Raw genomic sequence first — 15,054 nt, forward strand, 5'->3', positions numbered from 1 at the left:
GGTGTGACCGAAACCTCGCCGCGGCGAGGTTTTTTTACGCCTGGCGCAAGGGCTATTTCACCCGCATACGATACTCAATCATGCCGCTTTTCTCCGCGACCCAGTTGTACAAGCGCTGACCCCGCAGATTGGTTTCATGCGTGTGCCAGTACAGGCTGGCTGAGTGACGCTTCCGCGCCTGTAGCTGTACATACTCAATCAACTGTTTGCCGATATGCTGGCCCCGAACGGCCGGATCAACGAACAAATCTTCCAGATAGCAGTAGTCGCTTTCGGCCCAGGTAGAGCGGTGGAAGAGATAGTGAACGAATCCCACAATCCTGCCTTCGCATTTTGCCACCGCGCAATACATGGGTTCGACAGAATGGAAAAAACGCTTCCAGGTGAGTTGCGTGACGGTGTCCGGGATGTCGACGCGGTAAAACGTCTGGTAGCTTTTCCACAGCGGCAGCCACGCGGCAAAGTCAGTTTCAGCTGCGGGTTGGAGGGTAATTTCCGCGAGGTTAACGTCGGTTTTCTGGCTCTTCATGCTTCTTCCTTACTTTTAGAAACCGGATGGTTGTGCGTTATGATAGGAGGCGTTCTGGTTCCTAAAAAGTGACACTTTCTGTATATTTATAGGATCCACTTTTATTACGTTGATGCCGCTGCCGCTCATGCCAAAACCCATTGCCCCTCTGTTCCAGGAACTGTTATTAACGCGCGGCGTGATTAAAGACCAGGTCTATCACGCCCTGCGCCACGCGATTCTGGATGGCCGGTTATCGGCGGGTGCAAAAATACCCTCCAGCCGGGCGCTGGCTGAGATGATGGCGATCTCCCGCAACTCGGTCATTGCCGGGTTTGAGCGCCTGATTGATGAAGGCTATCTGCTGACGCGCAAGGGGGCAGGCACCTTTGTCTGCGACCATATTCCGGATCACGTCATTAGCGAGTACGGGTCGTCGACGGTGCCGGAAACGGCAATAGCCAGCGTTGGGCCGCTGAACCCTGATGTGTCAGCCCTGGTACCCTCATGGACGGAAAGCGAAGATAGCGGAGAGATGGGCGCGATTTTTGCCGTCGGTATTGGCTGTACCGATCTTTTCCCTCATGCTTTGTGGGGGCGATTGCTGGGGCGCGTCTGGCGGCAATCGCGCCGTGAACTCGCATCGCACGCCTCCTCCTGGGGATTCCTGCCGCTGCGTCAGGCAATCAGCGACTATATACAGGCGACGCGCGGCGTAAATTGCCACGAAGATCGGGTGATTATTGTTAACGGCATTCAGCAAGCGTTGACGATCGCCGCGCAGGCTTTACTGGAAGAGGGCGATGAAGTCTGGCTGGACGATCCCGGATATAACGGCGCTCGCGGCGCATTCGCCGCCAGGGGAGCCGTTGTTCGGCCCGTTCGGGTTGACGATGAGGGCATGGATATTCAGGATGGAATAGACCATTATCCCGGGGCTAAGCTGGTCTATACCGCGCCGTCGCATCAGTTTCCGCTCAGCGGCACGCTGAGTCTGCCGCGGAGGCTTGCTCTGCTGGAGTGGGCGGAAGCTAACCGCGCCTGGATATTCGAAGATGATTACAATAGCGAATTTCGCTATGCCGCCCGCTCTCTGCAGGCGTTGCAGGGGCTGGATAAACATCAGCGGGTCATCTATGCGGGTACATTCTCTAAGATGATGTATCCGGCATTTCGTCTGGGCTTTTTAGTTGTCCCCGAGCATTTGCGCGAACAGTTTGCCATCACCAAATATTATACTGACCTCTGTAGCGGATATCTGGAACAGGCCGTTCTGGCGCGTTTCATCCGCGAGGGGCACTATGCCAGCCACGTTCGTCGGATCCGTAAAGCCTGTTTTGAGCGAAAAAGCGCGCTGGAGGCGGCGATTAAATTCTATTTTCCCGGGCGCATGCTGGTGCATCCTACGGATTCCGGCGTGCATTTAGTCTGCTGGCTGCTGGATGGCTTACGGGCACAGGAGGTGGTGCGGAAGGCGCGCCAGATAGGCTTAGGTGTACAAACTTTTGCGCGCTATTGCCAGCGGCCAATGTCACGTGAGGGAATATTGCTTGGCTTTGCAAACCATCCGCCAGAGGTTTTGGCAGAGGGGATTCGCCGTCTGGCGGCGGTCATATAACCCAATACCGCAGGCTTTATTGAAACAAAAACTATCGCGTTTATTTCTGGCGAGGGCGAGCAAAAATAAATTAAATCTTATTTATAATTAACTCACACCGCTGAGCAGATGAGTCATCTGCTCAGCGGAGGCGAGTGTTAAGAACAATAATATTGCGCATGGATTGTAGATGTATCCACAGCTATATAACGAAACAACCATTCGCTTAGCGATAGGTGACATCCCTGTGAATGACTGCCGGTTAAAAAATCAGATATCATCCATGGTGTAGCTTACGACGATTTCCAGCGTTTTGCGGATAACGTCGGCGGTTACGACATCGCTGGTAGTCTCCAGCGCCGTAATTAACCACAGAATAATCGCTTTATTGTTGAGATGCCCCTCAGACTCCAGGATGCTGCTGATAGCCAGTGACATTACTGCTGATTCATCGATCAGCCTGTCGCCTGCGTTGCGGAAATATTCAGAGAGTGCGGTATCGTTCAGGCCTGCGTAAATATCCGGTTGCTGATGCATAGTCTGTCTCATCATATTCTCTACGTTGTGAGTTAAACATTCGACCGTTAGAGGTCAGTGTATTTTATTAGTACCTGGCTGCTGAGGGGAGCCTAATAATGAATTCGGCTTATCCCAATTGTGTTTAGCGCCTGAAGTACCCACAGTTTTGTTGTTTCCACGGCGAGCTACCATATTACTGATTTCATCGATAATACGCCCAATTGCATTCCGCCGCTTGTTATCTTGTTCTCCGGCCTGCATGGCCTGGAGTTTACCGATCAGTGCTTGTTTACTAATAGGCCCCTTGCTTTTGAGTAGCGAGAGGACAGCCTCTCCAATCAATACATCGGTTAATGGATCATAATCATTGTGATTCATAACGGTATCTCTGATCATTGTCATCTCCTTGACTGGGAATTTAGTAGCAAGCCGGTAATCCGTGTCAGATACTGGCCCATCCCCTATATTTCCTCATTCAGTAACGACTTAAATCACCAGATAACTGAAGCTACTTTTACCCCTGATGCTCAAACAAGAGACCAATCAACGTTTGATAATGGTTTTCTTCTTCAGGTTCTGAAGCCACTTCAAGGCGACTCAGCAGTTTCGTACACAGGGATTTGCGATTCAGGTTCCGTCCTTCATTCAGGATATCCATAACAATCTGTCCCAACGTTTCCTGCTGAGAAGGCAACGAAGCTTTATTGAAGTAATGGGCAATAGCGTTAGCCGTGTCAGGAATGTAACCGTTCTGCTGCATATGTGCTCCTGTCAGTTCAATTATCAGTAAAGTTGCGATTAAAGTTATACAATGTTTGCCAACTTGTACATAGAAAATGGAAAAAATATGTTAATTTTCTTAATATTTTTTATAACATATTGATTTGTAAGCTTTTAAAATTGTACAAATCTTAAGGTAAACAGCGAGTGGAGATGTACGGCTTGTACAGGTGTGCAGGATGGTAAGAATGTCAGCGAAAAGAGGATGTTAATGTGATTTATTTGTTAAGGACGCGCGCTGTTTTACAGGACTTATGTGGGTAGACCTGCTACTGTAATATCTCATTAGCATTCATCTCTTCTGTCGGAAATTTCATGCTCACTACCATCATTTATCGCAGCCATATCTGCGACAACGTGTCAATTAAATCGCTCGAAAGCATGGTTGCTGCAGCAAATGTAAAAAATGGTCAGGAAGACGTGTCGGGTATTTTGCTTTTTAACGGCACCCATTTTTTTCAACTATTAGAAGGACCTGAAGAGAAGGTTGAGGAAATTTATCGCCATATTTGCGAAGACCCGCGGCACCATAACCTCGTTGAGCTCCTCAGAGACCATGGGCCGACCCGTCGCTTTGGCAAAATCGGTATGGAACTCTTTGATTTACGAGAGTTTGACCGCGATGAAGTTCTGCAGGCCGTACTGGATAAAGGAACCTCGAAATATCAGCTCATCTATGACGACAGAGCTCTCCACTTTTTCCGTACCTTCGTCGAAGCCACGGAAAAGGAGAACTATTACGAAATTCCTGCGGCCGAAAGCTGGGACTTTGTGATAGAAGACGAGGCCTGGTATCCTGAAACCCCGCTCGAGCAGGCCGAGTGCAGCTTTGCTTTTCAGCCGGTGATCGATCCGTTTGCCAAAGAGGTCGTCTCCTATGAAGCGCTGCTGCGCACCAACTCCGGTGAATCGCCAGCGGTCTATTTTGACGGACTTTCGCGAGAGGAAATCTACTGGACGGATCTGCACAGTAAGCGCATCGCCTTCGCCATGGCGGGACGTTTGCATCTTCGTGGACGCACCTTGTCGATTAATCTGTTACCCATGACGCTGGTCAATGTTCCCAACGCTGTCGAATTTCTGTTGGCTGAAATTGAAGCCAGTGGTTTGATTCCCGAGCAAATTATTGTGGAATTCACCGAGAGCGAAGCGATTTCTCGCGTTGATGAATTTACCGATTCAGTACGAAAGCTAAAATCTGCGGGAATTCGCGTGGCTATCGATCACTTTGGCGCCGGGTTTGCCGGGCTAGTGCTGCTGGCGCAGTTTCAGCCGGACCGCATTAAGATTAATCGCCAGCTGGTCAAAGATATCCATAAGCACGGCCCGAAACAGGCAATCGTTCAGGCGATTATTAAATGTTGTAATTCCCTGGAAATTGCCATTTCAGCGGTGGGGGTTGAGCGGGCGGAAGAGTGGATGTGGCTGGAATCAGCGGGGATTACGCATTTCCAGGGAAATTTATTTGCCAGCCCGTGCTTCGGGGGCATTCCGCCGGTAGCCTGGCCGGAGAAAAAAATAGCCTGCGAGCTTCTTTAATTTTTTGAACGCTGCTCAGCGCAGCGTTTCGCTTAAAAAGCCGTGTATAACGGCAAAATAAGCCTTGTTTTTTGCTGTGTACATTGGCGTCCGACCTGTTAATTTTAGCTGTACAAGAAAAGTTAATTGTACAACTCGTCTAAATTAGTTAATTTAGTCGGTAAAGTATTATCAGGTTAGAGGGCGCTAATGGCATATTACAGCATCGGTGAAGTTGCCGAACGTTGCGGAATCAACCCTGTTACTTTGCGTGCATGGCAGCGTAGATACGGTCTGCTAAAGCCGCAGAGAAGCGAGGGTGGACACCGCCAGTTTGACGAGGAGGACGTTCAGCGGATTGAGGAAATCAAACGCTGGATCGATCGCGGCGTCTCCGTTGGCAAAGTTAAGGCGCTTCTGGAAGGCCATCAGCCTGAAACGCAAGACGCAGCCGTCCTGCTCCAGGAAGAGATGATGACGCTTCTGCGAGGTGTCCAGCCCTCAAAATTACGCACCCGCATCATGTCCCTCAGCCATGAATATCCCGTAGATAAACTTATTGACCGGCTGTTTGTCCCCGTGCGCAGCAAGCTTAATCTCGACCAGAATACTTCCCTGGCTATCATCAGTATGCTGGATGGCATTTTGATAGATTGCGTGGCGTCCATCCTTGCGGAATCGCGTAAGAAGGTGGGTAAAGAGACGCTGTTAGTAGGATGGGGTAATGAAGATCGCACTCGCCTGTGGCTGGAAGCATGGCGATTGTCCCAGCGCGCCTGGCACGTTAATGTGCTGGCGGAACCGCTCGACTCTCCTCGCCCGGAACTGTTCCCGGGTCAGCACATCTTTGTCTGGACCGGCCGCGCGCTGACCCCTTTGCAGGCAGAATTACTTAGCCATTGGCAAAGTCAGGGCTTTACCATCGAGTTTCACGGAGAGTAAGCGACTTAGAGGGTTAGCAGCGGAACATTCTTAGAGATGTTTTTCCGCCGCTTGTCTTCCTGAAGCATGGCAACATGCGCTGGTAGGTAAACTATCAGAAATTTTGCTGAGTCCAGGCTTTAAATGTTTCGCTGCGGCTAATATTAAAAAAATCAGTGCGACCAGAACAGCCTAGTTTTTTAATTAAGGTCAGGCGAATTTGGTAAATTGTTTTAATATGTAAATTCAGTGACTTCCCAATATTAACCATCGCTTCGCCATCGTTCATCAGGCGAATCACTTCTTTTTCGCGGTTGGTAAAAACAATACTTTCAGCTTCACTGTCAGGTTTTTTACCAAACAACGTCGGGCGAAGAATAAAAGATTTTATCTCAGCGGGCGTTGAGCGCGCAGGAATTCTGTACATCGGAATTTCGCTAAGGAAGTTCAGATCGTTGCCGTCGGTGAGCAGGACAAAACGAACTCTTTTGCGGTCGTAATGATGATTGAGCACCGCATAATAGTTATCGCTGGTGAAAAAGACGTATTTTCCATGAAAACAGCCTGGTGATAATGAATCTAGTACAAGCTGTAATCCTTGACGAAGAAGGTTATTGTTAATCCAAAGATCGTAATGATTAAAAAAGAGACCTTGCTTGTCGTTATTCATTTGTCCTCCGAGGCAGAAGTGTTAATTAAAGAATACTTTAACAAATCACGCTTAGTGATGATTTTTCGCGCGTAACATATGCAGCGTCTGGGTGTATAAGTCAGCGAGTATTTCATTTTTCTCGACATTCAGACGGCGCTGAACTTCAACGATTAAACGTTCATTGCTCACGGCCTCGTTCTCCATTCGCACCATATGTTCGATGTTTTTCAGCAACGCAGAGTTAAATATAAATTCTGCTGGAATGGTGTTCTTTATCTGCATGGTTAATCCCGGGTTATTTTAGCCATAATCAACTAACAAAGATGAGTGATAACACCATCTTTGCTATACGGTTTTTTCACCATTTCAGAGAAATGGTGTGCAATTTTTAATTCATAAGAATTCGGTAATGCAGAGTAATCAAAACTTACGTAATAACTATAGTCACGATTTTCAGGATGTACAATTTTTGCAGAAAAATTTTGTACATTTAGTGGGTTTTTTTAACAAATAAATTTAACTATATGATTTTACTTATCTTATGGTGTAATAAAAATGTGAAAAACTTGTACAGGATTGTCGCCTGCTCTGATGAAAGAGCGTCATGACGCCAGGTAATGATTTGCAACGGAAAGGGGGCCGCAGGAAAGAGGAGGAGAAAGGGGGAGGCGCTCCCCCTTCAAGTCAGGCGTTACTGTTTCGGTTCAGCGACGACGAAGCTCCCCACGCCGCGGTTATTGTATTCCCACATGCGATTGAAGTTAGCGTCGTTCAGATTACGCTGCGGGTTGCCTTTGGCATCCGCCGTTCCGGTATTGCCGCTGAAAGGACGATTGGAACCGACCGCATCAGCCCACGGTTTGGCAATGTTAAAACCTTCGTTAATGACGCTGTCGCGAATAACGACCTGGCCATTGGTATTGCCGTCAACGTCTAACGAGCGGCCCAGCTGCGCGACGTTATCGCCGGACGCCGTAAAGCGGCTGTTGATCGCCAGGAAGCCGTAGGTCACGCTTTTCAGGGTGGCAGGGGCGAAAACGTAAGCCTCTTTCTGGGTGCGCGAGTTGACTACGCGGAAGTCGGTATTCTCAAACACGACCGCTCCGCGACCGGAAACGATGTCCACATCGCCTTCTATATAGCTGTTGCTGACCAGCGTACGGGTCTGGCGGTTATCCTGCAGGCGATTTTGCACGCCGCTGTTGGTCACGAAAAAGGTATTCTGGCGGCCAAGGATATTAACATTGTTAATCTGTACCCGATCGCCATCGTTACGCAGCGCCACCGCCTGATGCGTCCCCACGTCAACGCTGTCGCCAAGGTTGTTGGCGATGGTCAGATTCTGCAGCTGCAGGCCGTTGTTCTGCGACCAGAATACCGCGGAACACATAACGCCAACGGTGGCGGCACGTCGGCTCTGGCAGCTGTCGTACATATACCAGGCCGGTTTACCCGGCATATATTTACCGCCCGGATTGACCTGGTGACGCCAGGAGACCGGATCCATTTCTGAATCAAGCGCTGTGCTGATTTTGACGTCAATCGGCTTCTCGCCGGTGCCGTACAGGGTCAGCGCGCCAGGCGCCGCCGGAACGTATACGGTGCCCGCATATTCGCCCGGCATAATGGCGATAAACTGACGACGGTTGGAGTGGCGGATAATCGCCGCATCCACCGCGGCCTGAATGGTGGTATGCGTTACGCCCTGGGCGCCCGCAGGACCCACGACAAAATCCGGCTGCGCCGGCAGGCTGATGGCGGATGGGCTCCACGCCGCAGCGTTAGGATCCAAAGACTGGAAATAGCTCGCCGGTAAAAAGTTTTTTGCTTCATCGGCGGTTAAAACAGGACGAGAGGCCGTGCCCGGCGCAGTCTGCGTTGAGGGCTGTTGATCGGCAGGCGTCGAACTACAGGCGGACAACGTCACGCCAAAGGCCAGCGCCAGCGCCAGGCGGGAAACGGAATATGTGTTCATGTTGCTCCGGGCAAGAATAAATTAAGGGGATAAGTCCTTTAAAGCCTGCTGTTTTATACCAACTTAAGCGAAACGGGAAGATGTAGCGCAAAAAAGTTGCTTCCTTTACATATTCAGCGCCGGAAACGGGCCGCTTTTGATCACAAATAAATAACATTTGCCCCGGTCTGAGTTGACATTTCTCGTGGAATCAAAATAAATGTCTATACAACCCATGACAAGTTGACCGCAATGACACAGACTCTTTCCGAACGCGTAATCTGGCGAAACGTCCGCCTTGCTACCCTCGACCCTCGATACGCCCGGCCTTATGGCCTGCTGGAGGACCACGTGCTGCTGGTGCGCGATGGCCGTATTGAGGCCATTGTGCCCGAAGGCGATGCGCCAGCCGGCCGAAGTATCGACCTCGGCGGCAGGCTGCTTACGCCGGGGCTGATCGATTGCCATACGCATCTGGTTTTTGGCGGCAGCCGGGCGCAGGAGTGGGAGCAGCGCCTCAACGGCGTTTCCTACCAGACCATTAGCGCAAACGGCGGCGGCATTAACGCGACCGTGCGCGCCACCCGGGAAAGCAGCGAAGCGGAGCTGCTGGCGCTGGCCCGCCAGCGGCTGGCTCGTCTGCTGCGCGAAGGCGTCACCACCCTGGAGATTAAATCCGGCTACGGGCTGGACCTTGAAAACGAGCGCAAAATGCTGCGCGTGATACAACAGCTTGCTGCGACGCATGCCGTGGATATTTCGCCAACGCTGCTTTCCGCCCACGCCACGCCGCCGGAGTATCAAGGCGACCCGGACGGCTATATCGATCTGGTGTGCCAGACTCTTCTCCCGGCGCTGTGGGAAGAGGGGTTATTCGAAAGCGTCGATGCCTTCTGCGAAAACGTCGGCTTTACCCCCGCGCAGACTGAACGGGTTTACAGTACGGCCCAGGCATTAGGTATCCCGGTAAAAGGTCACGTTGAGCAGCTCTCTTCGCTGGGCGGCGCCGAATTAGTGAGCCGCTATAAAGGCCTGTCTGCCGACCATATCGAATACCTGACCCCAGAGGGCGCGGCGGCGATGAGCCGCAGCGGCACCGTGGCGGTGCTTCTGCCCGGCGCGTTCTATTTCCTTAACGAAACCCGCAGGCCGCCGGTTGAACTGCTGCGCGAACATCAGGTTCCGATGGCGGTGGCGACGGACTACAACCCCGGCACTAGCCCCTTCGCCAGCCTGCATCTGGCGATGAATATGGCTTGCGTGAAATTTGGCCTGACGCCGGAGGAGGCGTGGGCAGGCGTAACCCGTCATGCGGCGCAGGCGCTGGGCCGTCAGGCGAGCCATGGTCAGCTGGCGGCGGGCTTCGTTGCCGATTTTGCTATCTGGGATGCGGCGCATCCGGTTGAGATGGTTTATGAGCCGGGGCGCAGCCCGCTCTGGCAGCGCGTGGTGCGAGGAGAGATTGTATGAAGCTATGGCAACCGACGCCCGCCGAGATTTGGCAGGGACGCGACGATAGCGCGGAGGCGGCCAACGCGCTGCGTCTGTTTCAGACTATCGCCCGCGTCGAACGTTTTGAACCGCAGGCGCAGCCCGGTGACATTGCTCTGCTGGGATTCGCCTGCGACGAAGGGGTTCGGCGTAATAAAGGACGAACCGGCGCTGCTAAAGGCCCGGAAATCCTGCGCCGGGCGCTGGCGAATATGGCCAGCCACGACGGCCACGACCGCTGCGTGGATATGGGGAGCGTCAGCGTAGAGGGCGACGCGCTGGAAGCGGCGCAGCAGGTGCTGCGCGAAGCGGTTACGGCCTGCCAACGCGCGGGCAAGCGTACGCTGGTGCTGGGCGGCGGTCACGAGACGGCTTTCGGCCACGGCGCCGGCGTGCTGGACGCGTTTCCCACAGATGAGGTTGGCATTATTAACCTTGATGCGCATCTGGACTTACGTATTGCCGACCGGGCCAGCTCGGGTACGCCGTTTCGTCAGCTGGCGCTGGCCTGTGAAGCGCAGCGGCGCGCTTTTCACTACACCTGTATCGGCGTGAGTTACGCCGCTAATACCCGGGCGCTGCTGGACGAAGCTGCCCGCCGCGAGGTGACGATCATTGACGATTTAGCGGTGCTCTTCGCCTTTGAAGCGCGGGTTATCCCGCAAATCGAGCATCTTATTGCCCGCTACGATCGCCTGTATCTGACTATCGATCTCGACGTGCTGCCCGCGCGTGAAATGCCCGCAGTGTCCGCGCCGGCTGCGCTCGGCGTTCCGCTGGCGACGCTGCTGCGCATCGTCGAGCCGCTGTGCCGCAGCGGTAAGCTCCAGGCGGTTGATCTGGTCGAGTTTAACCCGCAGTACGATATTGATAGCCAGGGAGCCCGCGCGGCAGCGCGTCTGGCGTGGCAAATCGCCCATTGGTGGCAATAGCGATTCAGTATATTCTGGACGTTTCGCTGCCCATTAGCACAAGGAAGCCCGGCCATGTTCTCATCGCAACCTCGTTCCGCGCCTGCGCCATTCTATGAAAAGGTGAAACAGGCTATTAGCGAAAAGATCCACAGCGGCGTCTGGCGGCCGCACGATCGCATCCCCTCGGAGGCGGAGCTGGTGGCGCAGTTTGGCTTTAGCCGTATGACCATTAACCGGGCGCTGCGCGAGCTGACCGATGAAGGCCTGCTGGTGCGATTACAGGGAGTGGGAACGTTTGTTGCGGAGCCAAAAGGGCAGTCGGCGCTGTTTGAAGTGCGCAGCATCGCTGAAGAAATCGCCTCTCGCCATCATCAGCACCGCTGCGAGGTGCTGCTGCTGGAGGAGACTCAGGCTGACCTGATTCAGGCCGCAGCGCTGAACGTAGCCGCCGGAACGCGCATTTTCCATTCGCTGATGGTGCATTTTGAAAATGAGATCCCGGTACAGATTGAGGACCGCTGCGTTAACGCCGCCGTGGTGCCGGACTATCTGCATCAGGACTACACCGTCACCACTCCCCACGACTATCTGTCGCTGATCGCCCCCTTAACCGAGGGAGAGCACATTGTTGAGGCAGTGCAGGCTACGGCGGAGGAGTGCGCGCTGCTGCATATTCATGCCCACGACCCGTGTCTGCTGATCCGCCGCCGTACCTGGTCCACCACCCATATTGTCTCCCACGCGCGCCTGCTTTTCCCCGGCAGCCGCTACCGTCTCCAGGGCCATTTTGGCTCCTGAACGCTCTGCGCGTCGGCAAAACGTGATTGCTGACGCAATATAACAAAAATGTATCATTTCTGTTAAATCCTGTCTTGCGCATGCTTGTATAGACAAGTATATGTATTTACGTACACAACGTTAATTGTCAGGAGAACCCCCGATGTCGCAAAGCAAATACCGCCAGCAGGACGTACGTGCACCGCGTGGCACGACGTTAAATGCGAAGAGCTGGCTGACCGAAGCCCCGCTGCGTATGCTCATGAATAACCTCGACCCGGATGTCGCCGAAAACCCGCATGAGCTGGTGGTGTACGGTGGTATTGGACGCGCGGCGCGCAACTGGGAATGCTACGACGCCATCGTGAAGGCGTTGAAAAACCTCGAGAGCGACGAAACATTGCTGGTGCAGTCCGGCAAGCCGGTGGGCGTCTTCAAAACCCATGAAAACTCGCCGCGGGTGCTGATCGCTAACTCCAACCTGGTGCCGCACTGGGCAACCTGGGAACACTTTAACGAGCTGGATGCCAAAGGGCTGGCGATGTACGGCCAGATGACCGCCGGCAGCTGGATCTATATCGGCAGCCAGGGCATCGTGCAGGGCACCTATGAGACCTTTGTTGAGGCCGGTCGCCAGCACTATCAGGGTAGCCTGAAGGGCCGCTGGGTACTGACAGCTGGTCTGGGCGGCATGGGCGGCGCGCAGCCGCTGGCCGCGACCTTAGCGGGTGCCTGCTCGCTGAATATCGAATGCCAGCAGAGCCGCATCGATTTCCGCCTGCGTACCCGCTACGTTGATGAACAGGCGACGTCGCTGGATGACGCGCTGGCGCGCATTAAAAAATACACCGCCGAAGGTCGGGCGATCTCTATCGCGCTATGCGGCAATGCGGCGGAAATCGTGCCGGAAATGGTGAAGCGCGGCGTGCGTCCGGATATGGTGACCGATCAGACCAGCGCCCACGATCCGCTGCACGGCTATCTGCCGAAAGGCTGGACCTGGGAAGAGTATCAGGCTAAAGCCGAGTCTGACCCGCAGGGCACTATCCTGGCGGCAAAACGCTCAATGGCCGACCACGTGCAGGCGATGCTGGCATTCCACGAAATGGGCGTGCCGACGTTTGACTACGGCAATAACATTCGCCAGATGGCTCAGGAGATGGGCGTTGACGACGCGTTTGCTTTCCCGGGCTTCGTTCCCGCCTATATCCGCCCGCTGTTCTGCCGCGGCATCGGTCCGTTCCGCTGGGTTGCCCTGTCCGGCGACCCGCAGGACATCTATAAAACCGACGCGAAAGTGAAAGAGATCGTTAAAGACGATAAGCACCTGCACCACTGGCTGGATATGGCCCGCGAGCGTATCAGCTTTCAGGGACTACCGGCGCGTATCTGCTGGGTAGGACTGGAGTGGCGGCAGAAGCTGGGGCTGGCGTTTAACGAAATGGTGCGCAGCGGCGAAGTCTCCGCGCCGATCGTCATCGGCCGCGACCATCTTGACTCCGGCTCGGTCGCCAGCCCGAACCGCGAAACGGAAGCGATGCGCGATGGTTCCGACGCCGTTTCCGACTGGCCGCTGCTCAACGCTTTACTGAATACCGCCAGCGGCGCGACTTGGGTGTCGCTGCATCACGGCGGTGGGGTAGGGATGGGCTTTTCGCAGCACTCCGGCATGGTTATCGTCTGCGACGGTACCGATGAAGCGGCGGCGCGTATCGCCCGCGTTCTGCACAACGACCCGGCGACCGGCGTCATGCGTCATGCCGATGCGGGTTACGACATCGCTATTGAGTGCGCGATAGAACAAGGTTTGAATCTTCCGATGGTAGCAGCAACGCAGGGGCACGCTAAATGAACGCTTTAACACTGATTCCGGGCCAACTCAGCCTGTCGCAGCTGCGCGACGTCTACAGCCAGCCGCTGAACATTACGCTAGACGAAAGCGCGTTCGCGGCGATTGATGACAGCGTTGCCTGCGTCAACGCGATTCTGGCGGAAGGCCGCACCGCCTACGGTATCAACACCGGTTTTGGCCTGCTGGCGCAAACCCGTATCTCCACCGAAGACCTGGAAAATCTCCAGCGCTCACTGGTATTGTCGCATGCGGCGGGGATCGGCGAACCGCTGGATGACGATCTCGCGCGTCTGATTATGGTGCTGAAAATTAATAGCCTGTCGCGCGGCTTTTCCGGCATTCGCCTGGGCGTGATTCAGGCGCTGATCGGCCTGGTCAACGCCGGGGTAACGCCGTGGATCCCGGCGAAGGGATCGGTCGGCGCGTCCGGCGATCTCGCGCCGCTGGCGCATATGTCCTTAACCCTGCTTGGCGAGGGGAAAGCGCGGGTGCGCGGCGGGGAGTGGCTACCGGCGACGGAAGCGCTGCGTCAGGCGGGGCTTGAGCCGATTACTCTGGCGGCAAAAGAGGGGCTGGCGCTGCTCAACGGCACGCAGGCATCGACGGCGTTTGCCCTGCGCGGGCTGTTCGAAGCCGAAGACCTGTTTGCTTCCGCAGTGGTCTGCGGGGCGTTAACCACCGAGGCGGCGCTTGGATCGCGTCGTCCATTTGATCCGCGTATTCATGAAGCGCGCGGCCAGCGGGGACAGATTGACGCCGCGGCGCTCTATCGCCACCTATTGACCGATGACAGCGCAATTTCCCAATCCCACCATAATTGCACCAAGGTGCAGGACCCGTATTCTCTGCGCTGTCAGCCGCAGGTGATGGGAGCCTGCCTGACCCAGCTTCGCCAGGCGGCGGAAGTGCTGCTGGTTGAAGCCAACGCGGTCTCCGATAACCCGCTGGTATTTGCCAGCGAGAACGACGTGATCTCCGGCGGCAACTTCCACGCCGAACCGGTGGCGATGGCGGCGGATAATATCGCGCTGGCGATTGCCGAAATTGGCTCGCTGTCCGAGCGCCGAATCGCCCTGATGATGGACAGCCATATGTCGCAGCTGCCGCCTTTCCTGGTGAAAAACGGCGGCGTCAACTCCGGCTTTATGATCGCCCAGGTGACGGCGGCGGCGCTGGCCAGCGAAAACAAAGCGCTGTCGCATCCGCACAGCGTGGACAGCCTGCCGACCTCCGCTAACCAGGAAGATCACGTCTCAATGGCGCCAGCCGCCGGTCGCCGGCTGTGGGCGATGGCGGAAAATACCCGCGGCGTGCTGGCCGTAGAGTGGCTGGCTGCCGCGCAGGGTCTGGATATGCGTGAAGGCCTGACCAGCAGTCCGCTGCTGGAAGAGGCGCGCCACCTGCTGCGCGAGCGGGTGACCCACTACACCGAAGACCGCTTCTTCGCTCCGGATATCGAAAACGCCATTGCGCTTCTGGCCGCACGTCATCTTACGCGGCTGCTGCCTGCCGTGCTCTCAGACCAACGCTAAACCATCGCTGTTCTCTGTACCTGCGCCGGGAGGATATCT

The 15,054-nt window shown here is 54.7% G+C and carries 15 protein-coding genes; 8 read left to right on the plus strand and 7 right to left on the minus strand.

Annotated features, from left to right (window positions below):
* Positions 1-52: 52 nt before the first annotated feature.
* Positions 53-529 carry a GNAT family N-acetyltransferase gene (locus ABLV75_RS25555; protein WP_004100378.1) on the minus strand — a complete coding sequence of 159 codons (477 nt, stop codon included), beginning with the start codon at positions 527-529 and terminating at the stop codon, positions 53-55.
* 127 nt (positions 530-656) lie between these two features.
* Between ABLV75_RS25555 and ABLV75_RS25560 the strand changes: the two genes are divergently transcribed.
* Entirely contained in the window at positions 657-2,126 is a 1,470-nt protein-coding gene (locus tag ABLV75_RS25560; protein WP_032704828.1) for a PLP-dependent aminotransferase family protein, read from the plus strand.
* Positions 2,127-2,375: 249 nt separating this feature from the next.
* Here ABLV75_RS25560 and ABLV75_RS25565 read toward each other — a convergent pair whose 3' ends face one another.
* The 3 genes from ABLV75_RS25565 to ycgZ form a co-directional block, all read right to left on the minus strand.
* Complete coding sequence (locus ABLV75_RS25565) at positions 2,376-2,642, minus strand: biofilm development regulator YmgB/AriR family protein (protein ID WP_004100382.1); 267 nt, start codon at positions 2,640-2,642, stop codon at positions 2,376-2,378.
* 54 nt (positions 2,643-2,696) lie between these two features.
* Positions 2,697-3,020 carry a hypothetical protein gene (locus ABLV75_RS25570; protein WP_004100384.1) on the minus strand — a complete coding sequence of 108 codons (324 nt, stop codon included), beginning with the start codon at positions 3,018-3,020 and terminating at the stop codon, positions 2,697-2,699.
* Positions 3,021-3,138: 118 nt separating this feature from the next.
* The gene (gene ycgZ, locus ABLV75_RS25575; protein ID WP_004100386.1) at positions 3,139-3,384 is read right to left on the minus strand and encodes a regulatory protein YcgZ; all 246 of its coding nucleotides are present in this window, start codon (positions 3,382-3,384) and stop codon (positions 3,139-3,141) included.
* Positions 3,385-3,719: 335 nt separating this feature from the next.
* On the opposite strand from ycgZ, the gene ABLV75_RS25580 reads away from it, so the two are divergent.
* Both ABLV75_RS25580 and ABLV75_RS25585 read left to right on the plus strand, forming a co-directional pair.
* Entirely contained in the window at positions 3,720-4,943 is a 1,224-nt protein-coding gene (locus tag ABLV75_RS25580; RefSeq protein WP_004100387.1) for a diguanylate phosphodiesterase, read from the plus strand.
* 189 nt (positions 4,944-5,132) lie between these two features.
* Positions 5,133-5,864, plus strand: coding sequence for a MerR family transcriptional regulator (locus tag ABLV75_RS25585; RefSeq protein WP_004100389.1), 732 nt, complete (start codon positions 5,133-5,135; stop codon positions 5,862-5,864).
* Between the two features lie 94 nt (positions 5,865-5,958).
* On the opposite strand, the gene ABLV75_RS25590 is transcribed toward ABLV75_RS25585, so the two are convergent.
* The 3 genes from ABLV75_RS25590 to ABLV75_RS25600 form a co-directional block, all read right to left on the minus strand.
* Entirely contained in the window at positions 5,959-6,513 is a 555-nt protein-coding gene (locus ABLV75_RS25590) for a LuxR C-terminal-related transcriptional regulator (protein ID WP_004100391.1), read from the minus strand.
* 51 nt (positions 6,514-6,564) lie between these two features.
* Positions 6,565-6,777 (minus strand): hypothetical protein, encoded by a 213-nt coding sequence (locus ABLV75_RS25595; RefSeq protein WP_004100392.1) that lies wholly within the window; start codon positions 6,775-6,777, stop codon positions 6,565-6,567.
* A 409-nt stretch (positions 6,778-7,186) separates the two neighbouring features.
* Positions 7,187-8,470 (minus strand): putative acyl-CoA thioester hydrolase, encoded by a 1,284-nt coding sequence (locus ABLV75_RS25600; RefSeq protein WP_004100394.1) that lies wholly within the window; start codon positions 8,468-8,470, stop codon positions 7,187-7,189.
* Between the two features lie 177 nt (positions 8,471-8,647).
* Here ABLV75_RS25600 and hutI point away from each other — a divergent pair, with 177 nt between their 5' ends.
* The 5 genes from hutI to hutH all read left to right on the plus strand — a co-directional run bounded on the left by hutI (position 8,648) and on the right by hutH (position 15,015).
* A complete protein-coding gene (gene hutI / locus ABLV75_RS25605; protein ID WP_224232081.1) occupies positions 8,648-9,919 on the plus strand; it encodes an imidazolonepropionase in 1,272 nt (423 codons plus the stop codon).
* Positions 9,916-10,872, plus strand: a complete 957-nt coding sequence (gene hutG / locus ABLV75_RS25610) for a formimidoylglutamase (protein ID WP_004100399.1) — start codon at positions 9,916-9,918, stop codon at positions 10,870-10,872. The genes hutI and hutG overlap by 4 nt, the downstream gene beginning before the upstream one ends.
* 54 nt (positions 10,873-10,926) lie before the next feature.
* Positions 10,927-11,652, plus strand: coding sequence for a histidine utilization repressor (locus ABLV75_RS25615; RefSeq protein WP_004100400.1), 726 nt, complete (start codon positions 10,927-10,929; stop codon positions 11,650-11,652).
* 142 nt (positions 11,653-11,794) lie between these two features.
* Positions 11,795-13,483, plus strand: a complete 1,689-nt coding sequence (hutU, locus tag ABLV75_RS25620) for a urocanate hydratase (protein WP_004100401.1) — start codon at positions 11,795-11,797, stop codon at positions 13,481-13,483.
* Positions 13,480-15,015 carry a histidine ammonia-lyase gene (gene hutH / locus ABLV75_RS25625; protein ID WP_004100402.1) on the plus strand — a complete coding sequence of 512 codons (1,536 nt, stop codon included), beginning with the start codon at positions 13,480-13,482 and terminating at the stop codon, positions 15,013-15,015. Before hutU ends, hutH begins: the two co-directional genes overlap by 4 nt.
* Positions 15,016-15,054: the final 39 nt, after the last annotated feature.

The organism is Klebsiella sp. CN_Kp066, assembly GCF_040065135.1.
GTDB classification, from domain to species: domain Bacteria; phylum Pseudomonadota; class Gammaproteobacteria; order Enterobacterales; family Enterobacteriaceae; genus Klebsiella; species Klebsiella oxytoca.

Coding starts and splice junctions, on each gene's coding strand:
- hutH (WP_004100402.1), top strand. CDS start 13,480: ATGAACGCTTTAACACTGATTCCGGGCCAACTCAGCCTGTCGCAGCTG.
- ABLV75_RS25570 (WP_004100384.1), bottom strand. CDS start 3,020: ATGATCAGAGATACCGTTATGAATCACAATGATTATGATCCATTAACC.
- ABLV75_RS25560 (WP_032704828.1), top strand. CDS start 657: ATGCCAAAACCCATTGCCCCTCTGTTCCAGGAACTGTTATTAACGCGC.
- ycgZ (WP_004100386.1), bottom strand. CDS start 3,384: ATGCAGCAGAACGGTTACATTCCTGACACGGCTAACGCTATTGCCCAT.
- ABLV75_RS25555 (WP_004100378.1), bottom strand. CDS start 529: ATGAAGAGCCAGAAAACCGACGTTAACCTCGCGGAAATTACCCTCCAA.
- ABLV75_RS25615 (WP_004100400.1), top strand. CDS start 10,927: ATGTTCTCATCGCAACCTCGTTCCGCGCCTGCGCCATTCTATGAAAAG.
- ABLV75_RS25580 (WP_004100387.1), top strand. CDS start 3,720: ATGCTCACTACCATCATTTATCGCAGCCATATCTGCGACAACGTGTCA.
- ABLV75_RS25565 (WP_004100382.1), bottom strand. CDS start 2,642: ATGCATCAGCAACCGGATATTTACGCAGGCCTGAACGATACCGCACTC.
- ABLV75_RS25595 (WP_004100392.1), bottom strand. CDS start 6,777: ATGCAGATAAAGAACACCATTCCAGCAGAATTTATATTTAACTCTGCG.
- ABLV75_RS25600 (WP_004100394.1), bottom strand. CDS start 8,470: ATGAACACATATTCCGTTTCCCGCCTGGCGCTGGCGCTGGCCTTTGGC.
- hutU (WP_004100401.1), top strand. CDS start 11,795: ATGTCGCAAAGCAAATACCGCCAGCAGGACGTACGTGCACCGCGTGGC.
- ABLV75_RS25590 (WP_004100391.1), bottom strand. CDS start 6,513: ATGAATAACGACAAGCAAGGTCTCTTTTTTAATCATTACGATCTTTGG.
- hutG (WP_004100399.1), top strand. CDS start 9,916: ATGAAGCTATGGCAACCGACGCCCGCCGAGATTTGGCAGGGACGCGAC.
- ABLV75_RS25585 (WP_004100389.1), top strand. CDS start 5,133: ATGGCATATTACAGCATCGGTGAAGTTGCCGAACGTTGCGGAATCAAC.